The organism is Enterococcus casseliflavus, assembly GCF_029215545.1.
Lineage (GTDB): Bacteria > Bacillota > Bacilli > Lactobacillales > Enterococcaceae > Enterococcus_D > Enterococcus_D casseliflavus.
In genome coordinates this window covers 2505743-2521949 of the sequence record NZ_CP119393.1, presented here as the reverse complement: position 1 = coordinate 2521949, position 16207 = coordinate 2505743, and the positions used below count along the sequence as shown (strand labels likewise).

General features: G+C 45.8%; 14 protein-coding genes. 5 read left to right on the top strand and 9 right to left on the bottom strand.

Features of this window, described 5'->3' with window-relative positions; translation table 11 throughout:
• Positions 1-121 precede the first annotated feature (121 nt).
• Complete coding sequence (gene pepV / locus P0G38_RS12130; protein WP_005225493.1) at positions 122-1546, top strand: dipeptidase PepV; 1425 nt, start codon at positions 122-124, stop codon at positions 1544-1546.
• Between the two features lie 162 nt (positions 1547-1708).
• Here pepV and P0G38_RS12125 read toward each other — a convergent pair whose 3' ends face one another.
• Positions 1709-2164: a type II toxin-antitoxin system HicB family antitoxin gene (locus P0G38_RS12125; RefSeq protein ID WP_074535002.1), complete on the bottom strand. Its 456-nt coding sequence runs from the start codon at positions 2162-2164 to the stop codon at positions 1709-1711.
• Positions 2165-2475: 311 nt separating this feature from the next.
• Here P0G38_RS12125 and P0G38_RS12120 point away from each other — a divergent pair, with 311 nt between their 5' ends.
• Positions 2476-2769: a hypothetical protein gene (locus P0G38_RS12120; protein WP_005234725.1), complete on the top strand. Its 294-nt coding sequence runs from the start codon at positions 2476-2478 to the stop codon at positions 2767-2769.
• 141 nt (positions 2770-2910) lie between these two features.
• Here P0G38_RS12120 and P0G38_RS12115 read toward each other — a convergent pair whose 3' ends face one another.
• Positions 2911-3117 (bottom strand): glycine zipper domain-containing protein, encoded by a 207-nt coding sequence (locus P0G38_RS12115; RefSeq protein WP_034857684.1) that lies wholly within the window; start codon positions 3115-3117, stop codon positions 2911-2913.
• 128 nt (positions 3118-3245) lie between these two features.
• Complete coding sequence (locus P0G38_RS12110) at positions 3246-3554, bottom strand: DUF5960 family protein (RefSeq protein WP_240934852.1); 309 nt, start codon at positions 3552-3554, stop codon at positions 3246-3248.
• Between the two features lie 159 nt (positions 3555-3713).
• On the opposite strand from P0G38_RS12110, the gene P0G38_RS12105 reads away from it, so the two are divergent.
• A complete protein-coding gene (locus P0G38_RS12105) occupies positions 3714-4064 on the top strand; it encodes a hypothetical protein (RefSeq protein WP_074535004.1) in 351 nt (116 codons plus the stop codon).
• 119 nt (positions 4065-4183) lie between these two features.
• Here the strand turns inward: P0G38_RS12105 and P0G38_RS12100 are convergent, their stop codons facing one another.
• Positions 4184-4927 carry an NADPH-dependent oxidoreductase gene (locus P0G38_RS12100; protein WP_074535005.1) on the bottom strand — a complete coding sequence of 248 codons (744 nt, stop codon included), beginning with the start codon at positions 4925-4927 and terminating at the stop codon, positions 4184-4186.
• A 349-nt stretch (positions 4928-5276) separates the two neighbouring features.
• Here P0G38_RS12100 and P0G38_RS12095 point away from each other — a divergent pair, with 349 nt between their 5' ends.
• The gene (locus tag P0G38_RS12095) at positions 5277-7928 is read left to right on the top strand and encodes a cation-translocating P-type ATPase (protein ID WP_074535117.1); all 2652 of its coding nucleotides are present in this window, start codon (positions 5277-5279) and stop codon (positions 7926-7928) included.
• Between the two features lie 58 nt (positions 7929-7986).
• Here the strand turns inward: P0G38_RS12095 and P0G38_RS12090 are convergent, their stop codons facing one another.
• The 5 genes from P0G38_RS12090 to P0G38_RS12070 form a co-directional block, all read right to left on the bottom strand.
• Positions 7987-10125: a transglutaminase-like domain-containing protein gene (locus P0G38_RS12090; RefSeq protein ID WP_074535006.1), complete on the bottom strand. Its 2139-nt coding sequence runs from the start codon at positions 10123-10125 to the stop codon at positions 7987-7989.
• The gene (locus P0G38_RS12085; RefSeq protein WP_074535007.1) at positions 10122-11165 is read right to left on the bottom strand and encodes a DUF58 domain-containing protein; all 1044 of its coding nucleotides are present in this window, start codon (positions 11163-11165) and stop codon (positions 10122-10124) included. The genes P0G38_RS12090 and P0G38_RS12085 overlap by 4 nt, the downstream gene beginning before the upstream one ends.
• Positions 11166-11167: 2 nt before the next feature.
• Positions 11168-12106: an AAA family ATPase gene (locus tag P0G38_RS12080; protein WP_005225502.1), complete on the bottom strand. Its 939-nt coding sequence runs from the start codon at positions 12104-12106 to the stop codon at positions 11168-11170.
• 191 nt (positions 12107-12297) lie between these two features.
• A complete protein-coding gene (locus P0G38_RS12075; RefSeq protein ID WP_074535008.1) occupies positions 12298-14139 on the bottom strand; it encodes an FAD/NAD(P)-binding protein in 1842 nt (613 codons plus the stop codon).
• A gap of 37 nt (positions 14140-14176) precedes the next feature.
• Positions 14177-15172 carry an ROK family protein gene (locus P0G38_RS12070; RefSeq protein WP_005225505.1) on the bottom strand — a complete coding sequence of 332 codons (996 nt, stop codon included), beginning with the start codon at positions 15170-15172 and terminating at the stop codon, positions 14177-14179.
• A 172-nt stretch (positions 15173-15344) separates the two neighbouring features.
• Here P0G38_RS12070 and P0G38_RS12065 point away from each other — a divergent pair, with 172 nt between their 5' ends.
• On the top strand, positions 15345-16151 hold the full coding sequence (locus P0G38_RS12065; RefSeq protein WP_074535009.1) for a Cof-type HAD-IIB family hydrolase: 807 nt from the start codon (positions 15345-15347) through the stop codon (positions 16149-16151).
• The last annotated feature ends 56 nt before the right edge of the window (positions 16152-16207 follow it).

Here is a 16207-nt window from a genome sequence, read left to right as displayed (position 1 = left end):
TATTATACCTGTTTCCTAGAAATTTCATAGAAAAGACCCATGGAAAAAGGCGCAATTTTTTTTCCTTTTTTGGTTTAAGAGTGTTATCATAAATAGCGAGAACAGAAATGGAGGGAACACTATGACAATCGATTGGAAAAAAGAGGTCGAAGCCCGCAAAGACGATTTGCTGAACGACTTGATTGATCTATTGAAAGTGAAAAGTGAAAGAGAAGATGATAAAGCGACTGCGGATGCGCCATTTGGTCCTGGACCTCGTGATGCGTTGCTACACATGCTAGCTTATGGCGAACGTGATGGCTTCACAGTCAAAAACGTCGATAACTACGCTGGTCACATCGAATTTGGTGAAGGAGACGAAACATTAGGGATCTTCGGCCACATGGATGTTGTTCCTGCAGGTGACGGCTGGTCAACCGATCCTTATGATCCAGTCATCAATGACAACAAAATCTATGCTCGTGGTTCTTCTGATGATAAAGGTCCTTCAATGGCTGCCTATTATGGGATGAAGATCATCAAAGAATTGGGCTTGCCATTATCGAAAAAAATCCGTTTTGTCGTTGGTTCTGATGAAGAAAGCGGCTGGGCAGATATGGATTACTACTTTGAGCATGAAGAAAAGCCTGATTTTGGCTTCTCACCAGATGCCAATTTCCCAATCATCAATGGAGAAAAAGGGAATGTGACATTAGGGATCCATTTCCAAGGCAACAATGAAGGAGACTTCACGCTGCAAAGCTTTACTGCTGGCTTGCGAGAAAATATGGTACCAGGAACGGCAACAGCAAGCTTCATTGCTCCATCAACAGAAGAAGCATTAGCGATCGAAAAAGCCTTTTTCGATTACGTTGAAGCCAATCCAGTGACGGGGACGATTGAAACAGAAAATGAACAAGTGACGATCGAATTAGTCGGTAAAGGTGCTCATGGTGCCAGCCCACAATCAGGAATCAATGCGGGGACTTTCTTAGCAGTCTTCTTAGATAACTATGCCTTTGGCGGCGGCGCAAAACAATTCATCCATGCAGCAGCAGCCTATGTCCATGAAGATTTCTACGGTGAAAAATTAGGTGTGGCGTACGAAGACGAAAAAATGGGTAAATTGACAATGAATGCTGGCTTGTTTGCTTTCAAAGCGAACCAAGCAGGAACGCAAGCAGACAACTTTATCGCATTGAACTTCCGTTATCCTAAAGGCGTAACTGCGGAAGGACTTGAAATCGGTGTGGAACGCACCGTCGGTATGGAAGGGGCAACCGTTACCCGCAATGACCGCAACATGGAACCTCACTACGTGCCAGCAGATGATCCATTGGTAGAAACTTTATTGGCGGTTTATGAAGAACATACCGGCGAAAAAGGCTTCGAACAAATCATCGGCGGCGGCACATACGGCCGTCTATTGAAACGCGGCGTTGCTTATGGCGCAATGTTCCCTGGCTATGTCGACACCATGCACCAAGCCAATGAATTCATGAGCTTGGATGACCTATTCAACGCAGCGGTGATCTATGCAGATGCTATCTACCGTTTGGCGAAATAAAGAGAGATTGATTGGGTCTGTTCACTCGCTAAATAAATACAATTGAACGTTTCGTGCGGCATTCTCGTATCTTTTTCATGTGAGAGAATGCCGCACTTTTTTAGTATGGAACAGGGGGATGAGTAGTAAAAAACACCTCATAGTGATGAGGTGTAGAAGCAATCAGTCTTTACATTTTTTCTTTAGGATTGCGTCAGTGAGGATTTCTGAAAAATCTAAATGCATAGTTCGTCCTAGTTTATCCGCCCATTGAGGAATCGCCAGTTTTTTCTCGACGAAGGTTTGATTCTCTAAATATTCTGAAACATCAACAAGGACCATCGATAGAAATGATTTTTCTTTGTCGTAATCGAATTCAAAATCTAAATCGTCTATAAATGGATTGTTCGCTTCCAGTGATAAACAATTAATGGGGGTAGAGAGCGGAATCTCCCGATTATTTTCAATACAATCTGCCAAAACGATTCCGAGCCAATCGGATGCCATGAATAAAGCATCGGCGATGTCTAAGCCTTGAGTGTCGACTTGCTCAGGAAAATCAGGAAAAGAAATAAAATACTTCACTTCGCTTTCGTCTGTATCGGTGTAATAAAACAATGCAGGGTAACTTGTTAACATAGTGTACAACTCCTTTTTCGCGATTCTCTACAGATCTGATTGCAATGGTAGCGCTCTTATTTTTCACTAGTACCTAGTAGTCTTAAGCAAGAGTTGTTGCTTTTTTTATTGTACCAGTGTCATAAATACTGAACAATAGGCAATATTTTTTTAAGAGGAGAGTATCAATTCAGAAATTCTGATGATTGAAAGAACATCATCTTTTGTGGTAATTTAAAAATCTTTGTGTCTATTATTACTGAAAATGTCCCAATTTATTATTGACATCAAATCATCTGAATGATTTACTTTTTGTAAGGAGTTGAAAAGTGATGCCTGATTTGGTGAAATTTATTTTGGTTATTCTGGCGATTTGGGTGGTTTATCAAGTATTTACGACGATTTTATTTACCCTTTCCCAAAAAGCAGTTGCCAAACGAATCAAAAGCGGGAAGATGTCTGATCAGCAGTTGGCGAATTTGTACCACGCTGTAGCACGAGCAAATCAAGGAAGCAATTTCCAAGCGATTTTCTCTTATGGGCTCTTTTACCGCAGCCATGCAAAGCAAAGTGATGCGGTCTATGAACTGTATCGCGCAGAAATGGCGAAAAGAAATCTGCTGTAACCAACTGTGAAGCAGCTGCTTTCGAGAATATTGCTCGAAGTAAAAAAGCCTAGGTCCTGCACAACAAGTGCAGAACCTAGGCTTTTTTTGGTATTTACTGGGCAGCAAGCTATAACAGATAAACACAGATCCTTGCTACAGCTATTTCTTGTCTTTACTGCTTTTTTGATCCATGCCCGCACCGATCGCTACACCTAGTGCGATGCCTAAACCCATGCCTAATGCTAGATTGTCAAAAAACAGCAGTCCAAATGCAGCACCTAATGCCATTCCGACACCGATCCCCAGTCCCATATTGTTAGAAGCGGCTTCCTTTTCTTCAGACGTTTGCGGCGGTTTTTTCGTCATTGTGAAAAACCCCTTTCTTTTTAGTATAGAGGGGTTTCGTTTTGATGACAAATATTCGAACTGCTGCTCGGTGATATGCATCAGGAGAGTGCAACCGCTAAGTATGGCAAACGGGTTGAACCATTGGTCTATCTTCCGCCGGGCAAATAGTTACGCTCGGGGTTGTAGCGGCGAATGATCTTATTTTCAGCGAGTACGTGCTCATAATAATAAACAGGCGCATCCTTAGTCTCTAGTCGAAAAACAAAGACGAGCGGAACCTTTAAGACGGAATAGCGTGCGGGGATCGCAATATACGATTTTTGATTGCGCTCCATCGTCAGTGAGAATTCATCAAACAAAAGCGCCACTGGTGTGGGAAAGTTTACCAATTCATAATAGTGTTTTTCAAATGCATAGGTTTCTTGTTTTGCATAAGCGATTTTTGCAGCTGGCATACGCATTCACCTCACTTGAATTATACGAACGTTTGTTCTGTTTGTAAAGTGGAAAATCACCAAACGAGGAAAAGGAGGCGTTCTCTATGAAAAAGATGTTATGCTAACAAGAAATTTGCTACACTAGAGAAAAGAAGGAATCAAAAAGGAGCAGATACCATGGATTACGAACGTTTCGCACGATTACAGGCACGCTTTGCCGATGAAAAACTGCTGACCAAAGAAGGGGTCTATCGGTTGCGTTTGTCAGGGAAGGCGCAGTTCGAACTAGCCTTTATCAAAACCGGACCCTGTGGCGAGTCTGTCTACCAGCCGCTGATCAAGGGCACTTTTGCTGAAAAAGAAGCAATCCCTACCTATTTGCTGGATCTTGCGGCGCAGCCTATGATGCAAATCAGTCAGCGAACCTCCGAAAATGAAGCAGTGTTAGATAAAGCGTTAGTAGCATTAATAGAAAAATGTGAGCAGGCAGTTGCCGTCAACGAAACCGCACAAGAAGCCGCACGTTAATTAGCGCGACAAAGATACAAGAGCAGCCTGAACCTGATTTTTTACACTAAGCAAAAAACGATCCTGACAAGATTCCTTGCCAAAGATCGTTTTTTATTTTCCCGTGGTAATTAGTGTCCTCATTCACCGAAGTAGTCTGAGAAGCCTTGTTGCTTCATAAAGGCAGCGACATCTGGACGTCGCGGTTCACGGAAAAATTCCGTCATTTTCGTTTGCCAATTGGTTTGCTGTTGATTGCTGCTGCGCTGTGCATAATAGGCTTCTGTCGTTTGGTTGTACTGGGCTGTTTGCTCCTGCGTCAGCGGTTGATACTGATCGACACTTACGATCGCTTCTTGGGGCAAGCGGACTTTCGGCTCATTTCTGTGTTGCGGATAGCCGATCGTTAAACCGAATAACGGAAACGTCAATTTTGGTAAGCCGACGAGTTCTGCGATACGAGGCAAATCATTGCGGATGCCGCCGATGTAGCAAATTCCTAAGTCTTGTGCTTCAGCATATGCTACCATATTTTGGGCAGCGATGGTCGTATCAACGACAGACACAATAAATGGTTCCATCGTGGTTAAGTGGGTATCAGGCACCCCTACTTGGGTCAGCAGCTGCTGGTGTTTATGTAAGTCGGCGACAAAAAGATAGAAGACGCCCGTTCGAGTGATGTAATTTGGGGCACCGGCAATTTCTTCGATGGCAGCCAGTTTTTCAGGATCACTGACCTCAATGATCGAATAGGCTTGAACAAAGTTCGAACTGGAACCGCTCTGGGCAACCGTTACTAATTTTTGCTTGAGTTCCTTTGATAGTGGGCGGGGTTGAAAATCTCGGACAGAGCTATGGCGGGTAAAAGTATCAAAAAGATCCATCGTTTTTCCTCCTGTAACGTACAAATTTCTTTCTTCCTTAGTGTAACAGAAAAAAAGGAATGGGAACAAAAAGAATGTTTTCAAAAAATTTTCAAATTGATGTTTTATAGTTGCCAAGCACAAAAGTTTCCGTTATGATAATGATACATTCTTATTATTATTCCTTAGGGGAGTAACCGGTGGCGCAAGCTGCGATAATATCAACAGTAAGTAAGCTGGCGACAGCTTTCTGGTATTATTTGAAATGGTGAGACCTAAGACAAGCGTATACTTGTCTTAGGTCTCTTTTTTTCTAGCAGAGTGCCTAAGGAAAATAAAATTAAAAGGGGCAAAAAAATTGGCGAAAGAAATGTATCAAAAAGAAATCTCGGAAATTATGGCAGAGGTCCAGAGCAGTCCAGAGGGGTTGACGCAGCAAGAGGCAGCCAAGCGGTTAGAAAATGGCTTGAACCAGCTGAAGGAAGCACCTAAGAAATCTAGCTTTGCCTTATTCTTAGATACCTTCAAAGATGCGATGGTGATCGTCTTGCTGATCGTGGCAATCATCCAAATGGTTATGGGTGCCCACGTTGAGTCGATCGTTATCTTCGCAGTACTCTTGTTGAATTCCGTCGTCAGTGTGATTCAAACGAAAAAAGCCGAAGGGTCGTTAGACGCTTTGAAAAGCCTGTCGGCTCCAGATGCTAACGTCATTCGGGATGGCAAAGAACAAAGTGTGCTGGCGAAAGAATTGGTTGTCGGCGATATCGTTATTTTAGAAGCTGGGGATTATGTACCAGCAGATGGTCGATTGATCGAAGAGGGTTCTTTGAAGGTCGATGAAGGAATGCTGACTGGGGAATCAACGCCAGCGGAAAAAGAATTAGGTGTGATCGATCGTACCGCACCGATCGGCGACCGTGACAACATGGTCTTCAGTGGAACGATCGTCACTTATGGGCGTGGTCGGTTTATCGTAACTGCGACTGGTAATGTGACGGAAATCGGTCAAGTGGCTGGCTTATTGGAAAGTACAGTTGAACACAAAACACCATTGCAAAGAGGATTAGACAGCTTCAGTAAAAAACTGAGCTTGGCGATCTTAGTCCTTTCATTGATTATTTTAGGGGTTCAAGTCGCACGGTTGTTCTTAGGTGACGGAACAGGTGATATGACTGAAGACTTAGTCAACGCCTTTATGTTTGCGGTAGCCGTAGCCGTTGCAGCGATTCCAGAAGCCTTGCAATCGATCGTGACGATCGTTCTTTCGATCGGAACAAAACAAATGGCGAAGCGTCATGCCATCATTCGAAAACTACCAGCGGTTGAAACATTGGGTTCAACGAGTATCGTTTGTACCGATAAGACCGGGACTTTGACTCAAAACAAAATGACCGTTGTTGACTACTATTTACCAAATGGGCAAACGGGCACGTTCTCCGATGAACCAACTACCTGGACATTGCCTGAAAAACGCTTAGTAGAGATCAGTGTCTTGGCCAATGATGCTGCCATCAGTGAAGATGGGGCGAAGCTAGGAGACCCTACTGAAATTGCTTTTCTGGATTACAGTGAGAAACTAAATCAGCCTTATCGGGCAATTCGTCAACAGTTTCCTCGTTTGCAAGAATTGCCTTTCGATTCTGATCGTAAATTGATGTCTACCTTACATGAGATCGATGGCGAACATTTATTGTTGACCAAAGGTGGGCCAGACATCGTCTTTGGCCGCAGTACCAAAGTCTTGATCGATGATCAAGTCGTGCCTTTAACAGATGAAATCAGAAATAAATTGCAGCATCAAAACGAAGAATTCTCAAAACGGGCATTACGGGTCTTGGCGTTTGCTTACCGTCCATTGACCGATGCCCAATCACGAGAATTGACACTTGAAGATGAAAACGAGCTGATTTTGGTTGGTTTGATGGCAATGATCGATCCTCCTCGTAAAGAAGTCAAACAAGCCGTAGCAGATGCCAAATCTGCCGGTATCAAAACAGTGATGATCACAGGGGACCACAAAACGACAGCCGTGGCGATCGCACAAGAGATCGGTATTTCAGCTGAGGGCGACTTAGCCTTGACTGGTACGGAATTGGATGCTCTTTCTGAAACCGAACTAGCGGATCAATTAGACAAAATCACGGTTTATGCTCGTGTTTCGCCGGAAAACAAAATCCGTATCGTGCGGGCTTGGCAAGACAAAGGCAAGATCTCTGCCATGACCGGAGATGGGGTCAATGATGCACCCGCCTTGAAACAAGCGGATATCGGGATCGCAATGGGAACCGGAACGGACGTTGCCAAAGATGCAGCGGCGATGGTCTTGACGGATGATAACTTTGCCTCGATCATTCGTGCCGTAGAAGTTGGCCGAAACGTCTTTGACAACATCAAAAAAGCCATTTCGTATTTGTTTGCTGGAAACTTAGGTGCGATCATTGCGATCGTCTTTGCCTTAGTGATGGGTTGGGACAATCCATTTACTGCCTTGCAGCTACTCTTTATCAACCTAGTCAACGACTCATTACCAGCAATTGCTCTGGGAATGGAAAAAGCCGAACCAACCATCATGCAACGTCAGCCTAGAGATCCAAATGCAGGTATCTTCACTGGAAAAACTTTGATCTCAGTAACGTATCGCGGTATTTTGATTGCCGCTGTCGTGATTTTGGCACAATGGTTAGGGATGAGCCAATCACCTGAGTTAGGTGTAGCGATGGCCTTCTCAACACTTATCTGGAGCCGGACATTGCAAACATTGCCAGCACGCTCAAATACCGAGACTGCTTGGCAAGCTGGCCTTTTTGCCAATAAAATGGTGTGGTTGGCGATCGTCGTTTGTGGTGGACTATACAGCATTACCTTGATTCCTGGCATCCGTGAAGTCTTTGCGATTCCAGCAACCTTCACTTTAGGACATGTCGGTCTATGTATCGCAATGGCTGCTGTGGCAGTTGTTTTGATGGAAATCACAAAACTGATTATTATTGCCGTTCAAAAACGTCAAGGAAACGCCTAAAGCAAAAAACGTATCGATCCTTTGATCGATACGTTTTTTTGTCGTTTCTCCTCACTGCTTAGTTGATTTTTTTCAGCTGACTGATTTGGGCAGCGACTTGCTTCAAAAAGGCTTCTTGACCAGCCGGCTGTTCTTGGCTGTAAAGGTAGGCTTCGTATTGCTGCGTCAAGCGGATAAAATCACCATGAAACAGTGGATAGAATGCTTCGAGTCGTTGGGCATAATCAATCAACGGCTCCGCCTCGTTACGGTACAAAACTTTCGTCGTTTGCCTTAAAAACAAAGGATAGGCAGCAACTAGCGGCTGTTTGTTAAAGCGGCAGATCAACCATAAATGAATACGGAAAAACGAATGGCGGAAATAGAAAAGCAGGCCAAGTCCTAGGAGAGCTAAGCCTCCAAAGAAGCCATTACGCAGCGTTTGTTTCAGCTCCTCAGTCAACCAAACATCATCGGTAACCGCGGCTGTTGCAGAACTGCTGGTCGTGGTTTCACTACTTTCTGTTTCCCTGCTGCTCGTTGGTGTTGTCTCGCTGCTAGCGGTCGGTGTTTCTTCGGAGCTAGTAGATTCTTGAGTCAACACGGGACGATCAGGATTTTGGAAACTAGGTGTCGGTTCAAAAGGCACCCAACCGTATCCGTCAAAGTAGACTTCCACCCACGAGTGGGCATTCAAGTTGCGAACGGTATAGGTAGTGATTCCGTTTTCTGTCACGGGGGATCCAGGAGAAAAGCCTTTTGCCCAGCGAGCAGGGATCTCTAAACTCCGTAGTAGAACGACCATTGCCGTGGAAAAATTGTCGCAGTAGCCGACTTGTGATTCAAATAAAAATTGATCAACGTAATCTTGCTCTTCTGCAGGCACGACGGCATCGGTTTTGGAATAGCGGAATACGAGCGGATCTTTCAAATAGCTTTCAATTGCGGTGACTCGGTCAAACAGACTGTTGCTGTCAGTGGTGATCTCAGCGGCGAGATCTCGTACCCGCTGCGGCAAAGAATCGGGTAATTGGATATAATCGATCGGAGAATCCGGATAGATCAAAGGCAGATTTTGAAGATTTTCTGCGGAAAAATCTGGATGGTCCCAATCGAGGGTCAAGGCCGTGTCTGGTAGCGAATCAATCAAATCGACCCGTTGAATAGCGTCGCTGATTTGAAAGCCACGCGCGCCGCTTTCAAGGGATAACCTACTGCGGCCATAGGGCAATGGCACATAGTCTCCATGGTTTTGGAATTGGATCCGCACTTGTTCATTCTCAGGATAGGTTTGTTGATAGCTCTGGTCAGCGATGGTGACATCGTCTGCTTCCAAGCGAACGTCTTCGCGGCTCGTACTGATCCAGCCTTTACCAGAATAAAAGTCTTTGCTTTCCACCCGCCAGTAATGCGGGGTTTCTTGTTGCGCTTCAAATAAAATCGTCGCATCATCAAGTAGTGGTCCGCCTAATTGACGATCATTTTCACTGAAACCCGTGCGAGAACCAGTGGGGGTGCCATGTTCTTCAATAAATTGATAAAAACCCAGCTGATTCAGATTTGTCCGTATAGGCGTGGAACGGGCTGCCAACTGATCCCGCACGCTCGTCTGCGGCAAGTAGACAGCAGTGACGGCTAAGCCACCAATCAATAGCATCACGCCAAACCAAGGGGCGATCGTTTGACTGGATTGAAAGGCGCTGCGCTGGATCATGGAAGAAGCCAGCGCGCAAAGAAAAATACCGATCAAATGCCACGTCAAATCAAATTGATTAAAAATCACGACTGTCAGCAAGTAGCCGATCATGGTACCGTAAATCAAGAAAAAGCGTTGATAAGCAATCGGTAAGATCGCTAAAAACAAGACCCAACTAACGATCAATGTCACCGCCGCCAGTTCGGTGATATAGCCGACCTCACCACTGAGGATCTCTTGAAAGGCACGGTGCAGGTCTAGCCAAAAACGCAGTAGCCAATCAAAAGAAAAGGCAGTCCCATAAGGAAAGATCCGATACAAGACGATCAGCCAAGCGGCTGCCAGCAAAGGCAAACTGTAACGGACTTTCGGCACGATGGTCAAAATCAAACAGACACTAAAGGCATAAGTTAAAAGGGTGAACTGATTGCCAAGGTCATAAACTGCGATAAACGGCAAGATCACCAGTGATAGACTGAGAAAGGTCAAAAGACCAATCAGTGTTTTCTTAATAAATCTCATCCTACCACCTCCTCAAGTTCATTCAACTGCCTCATTAAATCAGCGTAGGTAAACACTTGGCAGCTGTTTTTTGCTTCCAACTGACTGAGGTAGTTTTCCAGTTGTGGGGTGAAAACCGGGGTAATGAAGATAAGATGGCTGCCAGTCAAGAGCGGTACCCCTTCAGGAACTTTCTCGAAGGGAAGGATCTGGGCATAGGCAGCGGCATCCGTTTGGTAAGGAGAAGTCAATCCGTCACCAATCAAGAGCGGCTGAAAAAGTCGTTGATTTTGTGAGAAATGGTGGATCGAATAAAACAGTGTCAAGGTCTCTTCAAAAGCAGGATGATCTTCTCCCCAAAAGAGCAGAAAGATGTCTTGTTCTTCTTCGTATTCTCGTTCGCGATAGATCAATTCCTGTTGTTTGCTGGATAATTTCCAATCGATATTTTTTAATGAATCCCCTAACTGGTATTGACGGAACTGTCGAATAGAAAAATTGGGTTCCCCATGGGTTTGGCTGCGGACTTGCTGTTTAAAAAATGGCAATAGGGCAACGGCTTCTAGCTTCAATTTCGGCAGGATCAAAATCGATTGTTTCGCAACTGCAGCGTAGCTTTTTTCAAAAAAGCCAAAGAGATCATGGCTGTACAATTGAACGGGCAATTCTTCATAGATGCCTCGCTCCTTTGGGGTCCAAGGCAGCTGCAGCCGAATCAGATTGCCTCGATAAAAGGCGCTGTGATGACTTTCCTTGAAACGATCGTCAAACTGTAAGGTGAAATCGACCAGCGGCAGCAGCGTCGGGCGATACTTGAAGACTTGCAGCGGTAAGGTGATCGCTGTGTGTGTTTCAGCTTGGATCGATTCTTCTAAAATGATTTGAACCTTCTTGAGGGAGGGGAGCAAGAATACTGCATCAAGCAACAATAACAAAGTCAGTAAAAACCAAAGGCTCCAGCCAGCATTATTATTGAAGATCACACAGTAAGCCAGCAGCAGAAAATAGGCAGCGCTAAACAACAGGAGGCGCAGCAGGCGTTCAAGCTTCTTTTTCTTCATCGCTATCTCCTCGTTGGGACAGGCACTCGTTGGATCATCTGTTTCATCAAGTCTGAAAGGGTCTCCGTGCTGGCATGAACGCCACCTTTCAGTAATAAACGATGACCGAAGACTGCTGGTAAAATTCGCTGCAAGTCTTGCGGCGTGACAAAGGTCCGACCTTCCGTCAACGCTAACGCTTTTGCCCCTTTTAAGAAGGCGATCCCACCACGAGGACTGATACCAAGGTCAATGGCATTATGCTGACGGCTCGCTTGAACCAGCTGCAATGCGTAACGGGCGACCCGCTCATCGACATACACGTCATCGACCATCGCTTTTAAAGCGGTCACTTCATCAGCATGTAAAATGGTTTGGATCTGATCCAAGCTTTGCTGTCGTTTTCCAGTCAAGAGGGCGAGCTCATCTTGAAAATCTGGGTAACCGATATGCAGGCGGAACAAAAAACGATCCAATTGGGCTTCAGGCAAAGGATACGTTCCTTCATACTCGATTGGATTTTGCGTGGCTAAAACAAAAAAGTGGGGACTCAATGGGTACGTTTGATTGTCGATGGTGACATGATTTTCTGACATGGCTTCTAAGAGTGAGGCTTGCGTCCTTGGTGTGGTTCGGTTGATCTCATCTGCCAAGAGGACGGAGGTGAAGATCGGGCCAGGACGAAACTCGAACTGGTGGCTTTGGGAATTAAAAATCGACACACCTAACACATCGTTAGGTAAAAGGTCTGGGGTAAACTGTACCCGTTTGTAGTCACTTTGAATGGCTTTGGCTAACGATTTGACCAACATCGTTTTCCCAACACCAGGGATATCTTCGAATAAAACGTGTCCGCCAGCAAGCAGCGCAGCCACGGTAAATTGGATCACATCTCGTTTGCCTAAAATCACTTTTTCCACTTCTGCGATCAAGGCATCTATTTTTTGTAATTCAGCGGTCATCTGATAACCTCCCTACGTTCGTTTCTTCCATTGTAACGGTTTTCTAGGACAGTCGCAATTTTCGTGTAACAATTAAAGAAAATTTCAAGAATATTCAAAAAAGAGAAATCCTTTCTGCGGATTTGCGAAAGAAAAACAAAAAACTTCCGAAGCGTTTCCTCGGAAGTTTGCGTTTGATAGAACAGAAGCGACTAGAAGGTGTGGTGCAAGAGGTCAGCGGCGATCTGGTCTGCCTGCCGTAAATTCCAAGCATCGGTTCCTGGCTGAGCAGTGGCAGCCGTCAGCCAGTGGATGCCTTCTGTGGGAATCCCAAAACAATAGAGGGTAGGGTAAGGGCGGTCATCTGGCCCAAGGATCTGATTGGTCTCAGGATCGATGGCGATCGCACCCGTCTCAAAAGGCACCTCATTGGGGATCGCCAACTGGTGCGGGTGAATAATCCGATCGTTTAGCAGTTGCCGCAACAAGGAATTGTTGGTTCGACGAATCGCTGTCGATGGAATGCGAGCCTCAATTAGTTGCGTCGCGTGATAGCGTGTGTCGTCAAATCGCTTTGAATACGTACAGTAAGCCTCCTCGATCTCAACAGTCATGTCAGGACCTAGTAAGGTCACCACTCCCGCTTCCATCAATGCCACCAGTTCCTGCAGTCGCTGAACCGGCGGACCGATCGATAAAAAGCTGTTCAAGGGAACGAAAGACTGCCAAAAGAGTGTTTTCAAGTCTTGTACTGGCATTAGCTGATGATCGAGAACAAACCGAATCGGGTCCCGCAGGTCTTTGAAGACTTCCAAGGCACTGCTGATAGGTCCTGTTAGATTGCCTTTTTCGGCATCTTGGATTTGGGTACGTAATAGTGCAATGAAAAAGTCTTGCAACGACTGTTGCTTTTTCTGAGCAAAGGGGTCGGCTAGTTGTTGCCATGACCACCACTCCGTCGTAGGAAGCTGCCATTTTTTCAGCAAGTCTTCAGATCCTTCAGAGGCAACAAAGGCGGCGGTAAAAGCGGCAAGCTGATCTTTGTCCAGCAGCTGTGTTTCTAAAAGCAGCGTCTGATAATAGACGAGTTCTGCCTCTTTTTTTAAATAGAAGAGCAGGGTCTTGCCAGCAACCGTTTTGGCTGCTTGCCAAGCAGCGAGGCGTTCAGGGGTCAAAAAAACGGGCTTTCGCTGCTGCGTCGGTGTTTTTTGATTGCGGCCACGAGGATGATACGGGACACCCCGACGAGAACCTGCGATGATTTGTGGTTCTTCACCAGAAGGTTGATAGACGAGGGATCCATTGACTTTGACGAAGGTGCCGCCCCGACCGCTGGTCAAGCGGGTGACGTAATCGTAAAGGGCAAGTCCTAGTCCCCGTAAAATCACAGGTTCGCCAGCTTTCACCGCCGTTAGATCCGTATCTGCCGCATTGGCTGGCGGTGCATAAAACCAGCCATTATTTTCTGCGGCAGCCGCCAATCGTTGTTCTGCTGCTGACAGTTGGGCTTGTGAATGGCCTGTAGCTAAGACGACGGCATCAACAAGAAATGTTTGGTGAGCCGTCGTCAACTGGTAGCGATTTTTGGAAAGAGGGGTCAAGGAGCTGACACTGTCTGACAGATGGTTGACGGTAATGGATTCAGGCAGCTCTTTTAATAGCTGCTGATAAAACCACTGCTGATAGAGGCCATATAACGCCCGCGAGCAATGCCCGTTAGGATCAAGTGAATCAAGTGCTGTGCATTCCGCAACGAGCTCAGGAGCATGCGTGGCTGCGAAATGTTTCCCTTCTGTCACTGCCCATTCGTATAAGGTAGGTCCTTTGACCACGGGACCGCCGGTGCTTAATGTGTCATCCGTGAAAAGGGTGACTTGACTGGTTACAGAATTCAATAGCAGATCCGCCGATTGGTCCGTGCGCCAAACTGCCCCAGGAAGAAAGGGATCAAACAGCAGCAAGTCGATGGCTTGTTTGTTTTGTTTGCTATGAGCGATCAGTCGTTCTGAAAGTGAAAGTCCACGAGGACCAGCACCAATGATAGCTATTTTCATATCACACCGCCTCAATTATTCTATGGTCTTTGTGTCATCAACGGGCTAAGTCAAAAGGTGTCTTGCGGAAAATCAGCCAGTGCATGCCTAGCACCATGGCTTCCTCGATAGCATCGATATAATGGAAAGCAGGCTGATTGGGTTGTTGCTGCAGCAATGGATTTTTTTGGATCGCGTCTAAGAGATCGGTTTTTACTGCATCACTGCTGGCTAAAATAATACAGTGGGGGGCAAAAGCTGCATTGTAAAATGGCAGTAAGCTTGTCAGACGCTGAACCAAAGCCGTGCGGTCTTGCGGTGCCCCTTGATCCAAGTAGCCGGGCAAAAATTTTGCTTCTCCTGCTAGGGCATCTTTTCCTTCTAAAAGTGCACCATTGACCAGGAGCGTGATACCAGGCATGCTTTTTTCGGGATTGTACATGCCGACGATGGTTTGCTGCAAAGAGATCTGTTGGGCGATGCAATAGCCGATCGTTAAAATATGGGCATCGTTTTGACAGTAGAAGGGCAGTGCAGTGACCTCTGCCACGAGAGCTGCCAGCTGCCAGCCATTGAATTTTTCATACCAGCTGGAAGTCACGGTTCCTCCACTGATTTTTCCTGGTAAAAAGAGGGCGATCTGTTCCACAGAGGGAAATAATGCTAGCTCGTTCGTTACACATTCTTGAAAGCGATGAGGGGCAACATCAGGAAACGGCTGGTCGTGTTTTGCCAAAACCTTCCCCTTGCGGTCGATCAGCATGGACCAAAGAGCCAAGGAACCATCGTGATCAATAAAGCTAAGCAAAAGAGAATGGCCTCGGTCTTGGTTGAGCTGATAGGTCACAGCAGGCCGCCCTAGCTCTTTTTGCTCCAGCGGACCTTTAGTGATTTCTTCCTCTGCCAACAATTCTTTTAATAATGAGTTAGTGGTGACCATGCTGATGCCGGTTTTCTTTACTAAATCGGAGGCGAATAATGCCCCGTTTTGAAATAAGGTTTTTAAAACCAGCTGTTTGTTTTGCTGGCGAATGGAATGGGTGGTAGAAGCCATAGGTGTTCTCCTTAATGAAGTGATTTAATTAAGTATACCGACGGGATGAAACGATGTAAAGTTTTTAAAAGACTGACTTGACGGAAAACTTGAAAATAAGTATACTTAATTAACAATGTTAATTAAGTGATTCGCCATAAAGAGGACACGAGGTAGAGGGGAAGAGAAACGTATGATCAAATTAGTCATCACAGATTTAGACGGCACATTTTTGAACAGCCAAGGCAGTTTTGATCGGCCTTATTATGAACAAGTCAGCCAACAAATGAAAGAAGCGGGTGTTGCTTTTGCTGCGTGTACCGGCAAACAGTGTGAACGAGTGGAAGAACTGTTTGGTGAAGCAGCAGCGGATGTTTGGATTCTTGGGGATAGCGCGACCCGCATCAAACATCAAGGCGAATACATCTTTGAATCACTGCTGCCAAACGAATTAGGGCGGCGGATCATTGCGAGGCTCGCTGCGATTGCGCAAGATCATGTGATCATCGCCTGTACACCGACTGCGGCGTACATTGCGGAAACGACCAATGAAGCAGATGCCCAGAAAGTTCGGGGCTCTTATCGGGTGGTCAAAACGGTGGCGGATTATCAAACCATCACAGAAGATTTTGTGAAGCTCACTATTTTTGATCCCAAACTACGTTGCTTTGAGCATGTCCAACAGTTAGGCGAGTTTACAAACGACGCCTACATCGTGGCTTCGGAAGCCGCTTGGATCGATATCACCAATCAAGGCGTCCACAAAGGAACGACTGTGGCACACTTGCAAGAATTGCTGCACGTCACACCAGAAGAGACTATGGTCTTCGGCGATGGCTTGAACGATTTGGAGTTGATGGCAGCTGGCACGTTTAGTTTCGCCATGAGCAATGCCTTTGAGGAAGTCAAGGCAGCGGCAGCGTTTGTGACCAAGTCAAACGATGAAAATGGCGTGCTGAAAACCATCGAACGTCTGTTACCGCTACAAATGAACCAATAAAAAAACCGCTCCCTAGCAGGGATAGCACGTACTTTCATTTGACTGAAAGTAGAGTG

Bases quoted from the DNA above. Each gene is read 5' to 3' on its own strand.
- P0G38_RS12115 (WP_034857684.1), bottom strand. From the start codon at position 3,117: ATGACGAAAAAACCGCCGCAAACGTCTGAAGAAAAGGAAGCCGCTTCT.
- P0G38_RS12110 (WP_240934852.1), bottom strand. From the start codon at position 3,554: ATGCCAGCTGCAAAAATCGCTTATGCAAAACAAGAAACCTATGCATTT.
- P0G38_RS12100 (WP_074535005.1), bottom strand. From the start codon at position 4,927: ATGGATCTTTTTGATACTTTTACCCGCCATAGCTCTGTCCGAGATTTT.
- P0G38_RS12090 (WP_074535006.1), bottom strand. From the start codon at position 10,125: ATGAGATTTATTAAGAAAACACTGATTGGTCTTTTGACCTTTCTCAGT.
- P0G38_RS12070 (WP_005225505.1), bottom strand. From the start codon at position 15,172: ATGGCTTCTACCACCCATTCCATTCGCCAGCAAAACAAACAGCTGGTT.
- P0G38_RS12065 (WP_074535009.1), top strand. From the start codon at position 15,345: ATGATCAAATTAGTCATCACAGATTTAGACGGCACATTTTTGAACAGC.
- P0G38_RS12125 (WP_074535002.1), bottom strand. From the start codon at position 2,164: ATGTTAACAAGTTACCCTGCATTGTTTTATTACACCGATACAGACGAA.
- P0G38_RS12105 (WP_074535004.1), top strand. From the start codon at position 3,714: ATGGATTACGAACGTTTCGCACGATTACAGGCACGCTTTGCCGATGAA.
- P0G38_RS12085 (WP_074535007.1), bottom strand. From the start codon at position 11,165: ATGAAGAAAAAGAAGCTTGAACGCCTGCTGCGCCTCCTGTTGTTTAGC.
- P0G38_RS12095 (WP_074535117.1), top strand. From the start codon at position 5,277: ATGTATCAAAAAGAAATCTCGGAAATTATGGCAGAGGTCCAGAGCAGT.
- P0G38_RS12120 (WP_005234725.1), top strand. From the start codon at position 2,476: ATGCCTGATTTGGTGAAATTTATTTTGGTTATTCTGGCGATTTGGGTG.
- P0G38_RS12075 (WP_074535008.1), bottom strand. From the start codon at position 14,139: ATGAAAATAGCTATCATTGGTGCTGGTCCTCGTGGACTTTCACTTTCA.
- pepV (WP_005225493.1), top strand. From the start codon at position 122: ATGACAATCGATTGGAAAAAAGAGGTCGAAGCCCGCAAAGACGATTTG.
- P0G38_RS12080 (WP_005225502.1), bottom strand. From the start codon at position 12,106: ATGACCGCTGAATTACAAAAAATAGATGCCTTGATCGCAGAAGTGGAA.